The 1329-nt window shown below is 46.0% G+C and carries 3 protein-coding genes; 1 reads left to right on the top strand and 2 read right to left on the bottom strand.

Translation table 11 applies throughout. The annotated features are described in order from the left end of the window. Window positions 1-101: 101 nt before the first annotated feature. Together R7127_RS26290 and R7127_RS26285 are read right to left on the bottom strand one after the other, a co-directional pair. A complete protein-coding gene (locus R7127_RS26290; RefSeq protein WP_023585706.1) occupies window positions 102-239 on the bottom strand; it encodes a hypothetical protein in 138 nt (45 codons plus the stop codon). 15 nt (window positions 240-254) lie between these two features. After that, entirely contained in the window at window positions 255-377 is a 123-nt protein-coding gene (locus R7127_RS26285) for a hypothetical protein (RefSeq protein ID WP_257978028.1), read from the bottom strand. Window positions 378-644: 267 nt separating this feature from the next. On the opposite strand from R7127_RS26285, the gene R7127_RS26280 reads away from it, so the two are divergent. Further along, window positions 645-1329: WYL domain-containing transcriptional regulator (locus tag R7127_RS26280; RefSeq protein WP_318148692.1), on the top strand; the 685-nt coding region annotated here is incomplete at its 3' end.

Here is a 1329-nt window from a genome sequence, read left to right as displayed (position 1 = left end):
AATGTGTTTTTGCCATAATGTTTTTCCTTTTCTATAGATACAGAAAAGGGCGATACCTTTCGATACCGCCCTTGTTGATAAGCCAAATTTAGTGATGGGACTTAATCATCGTCATCATCAGCCATGAAGTCACCGCCAAGCCAACCATCGTCGCCCGGTTCCATGTCGAAGTCCTGACTGAAGCCAGAATCTTCTGTACCATCATCATAGTCACCTTGGTCTTCTGTCCAACCGCCCATAACGAATACTCCTTCTTAACTGTAATCCATTGCGCCACACGTATCGCATGACCCACCCTTGTTGACCCAACCGGGACAACCTAAAGAGCGGCATGAATAACCTGATGCCATAAGTGGCTTAATGAATGTCACTTTCATTATAGTTTCCTTTAATTGACGTTGTAGTAAATCTACGTTGTGTAGTATCCCACTGCGCTCGGACAGGGTATGTCCAAGACCGCAGAATGAGTGTGAAAATAGTCATCGTCATTGCCCTGCCTTATCCGATGAAAGCTATGCCAAATCTCAGTGCGCGACGGTTTGAAACATTTAAAAATGTTTTGCCCTCAACCTGTCCAAGGGAAACCGTACGCTAGTAGCATGAGCGATAAGAGTGAAAAGCTAGCTTTAAGGCTAGGTGACATATTGACGAGATTGTTTATGGGAGAAGTGCTCTCCCCTGAGCAGTTGGTCGCGGATTATCAGGTAAGCGAGAAAACCCTGAGACGCGATTTCAATGAAAGGCTAGTCAACGCTCCGATTATCCGCACCAATGAGGGTTATCGGTTAGATCCAGTAACTCGAAATAATGGTAATGCGAATACCAACAAGGTACTGCACGATACGGGTTTGTCTGCGCTACTACCGAATCACTACAAGTTCAACGGTCACACTCCCGTTCTGTTTAAGAATCCACGCTCCGAATCCATCGGGAAGTTCGATGCGCTGTTTAGACAGTTGACCGAAGTGATTACCACTCACTCTGTTATTGACCTTACCTACAATGGAAAAACGTTTGAATCTGTCCATCCCTATCGTTTGGTAAATGACCGTGGTATCTGGTTCCTCGCCGCGACCTACTGTGACCAGCTACATTCGTACCGATTACCGAATATTTCACGGATTCACCGCCGGGAAGATAAATACAAACCGAATCAAAAGGTCCACGAGGAGATACATAAACAGGGGATGGAGTGGCTAACTCCGGATGATGCTGAGGTGCTTGTACAGGTTGACAGGGAAGTAGCTCCACGCTTTCTTGAAGGTATGATTCTTCCCCACCAGCAGCTATTGAAAGAACTGAGCGACGGTAGTTTGTTGGTTAGCAGTC

The sequence above is a fragment of the Vibrio sp. 1159 genome, from assembly GCF_033340395.1.
GTDB classification, from domain to species: domain Bacteria; phylum Pseudomonadota; class Gammaproteobacteria; order Enterobacterales; family Vibrionaceae; genus Vibrio; species Vibrio alginolyticus.
The sequence above is the reverse complement of the archived record's forward strand: the minus strand, read 5'-3'. Positions and strand labels throughout refer to the sequence as shown.